Raw genomic sequence first — 781 nt, forward strand, 5'->3', positions numbered from 1 at the left:
CGGGTGCCGGCGCGACGGGGGCCACGGGCGGGAGGGCGGCGCGGTCCTGGCCGCGGCTCGCCTGCGCCTCGTCGCGCGCCGCGAAGGCGGAGGTGTCGAACTGCTGCGTCTCGGCGGTGAGGCTCAGCTCGGCCGGCGTCTCGGGCGCGGCCGTCGTGGCCGGCACGGCGGCGAGGAACAGGGGGCCCGCGAGCATCGTCGCGGCGACCGCGATCCCCACGACGGGGGCTCCCAGGGGTCGCCTGACGGACGCGGTGCGGTGTCGGCCTGAGGCCACGGGCTGCTCCGGAGGTGGTCGGCAGGGTCGAGCCACCATATGCGGTGCCTCCCGGGGCCACGAACCCCCAGGACGCACCTGTGGACGGAGACGGTCGTTACCGTCCTGTTATCGAAAGTGTCACGCCGTGGCCTGACGGGTGCCTCACCGTCACCGTGACCGGCGGGGCGACCACCGTCAGGCCCTGTCGTGACGGGGGTCAGGGGCGGCACGACGTCCCGTCGCGACGGGACGCGGCCGTGACCGGGTGCCGTCGTGACGGGTAGACCGCCGCAGGGTGCGGGTGTGACGGAACCCACACCCGCGCAGAGGTTTGGACGAGGCGAGGAGCGGCTCCGGACGACATCCACGGCCTCCCGGGCCGTCGGCGCGTACCGTCTGCCCGGGCGCCCGCCGGGGGCGCACGGAGGAGGTCGACCGTGGCGCGCACCCTGGCCTGGAGGCCCCGGCGGGGCGGCACCGACGGGAGCGCCGCGACCGCGCACGCCGTCGACCGGCCGCACG

At 76.8% G+C, this 781-nt stretch carries 1 protein-coding gene; it reads right to left on the bottom strand.

Going from position 1 to position 781, the window contains the following annotated elements; all coding sequences use genetic code 11:
• On the bottom strand, positions 1-220 hold a 220-nt coding region (locus WCS02_RS20795), incomplete at its 3' end, for a hypothetical protein (RefSeq protein WP_340296212.1).
• Positions 221-781: the final 561 nt, after the last annotated feature.

It is taken from the genome of Aquipuribacter hungaricus, assembly GCF_037860755.1.
Taxonomy (GTDB): domain Bacteria; phylum Actinomycetota; class Actinomycetes; order Actinomycetales; family JBBAYJ01; genus Aquipuribacter; species Aquipuribacter hungaricus.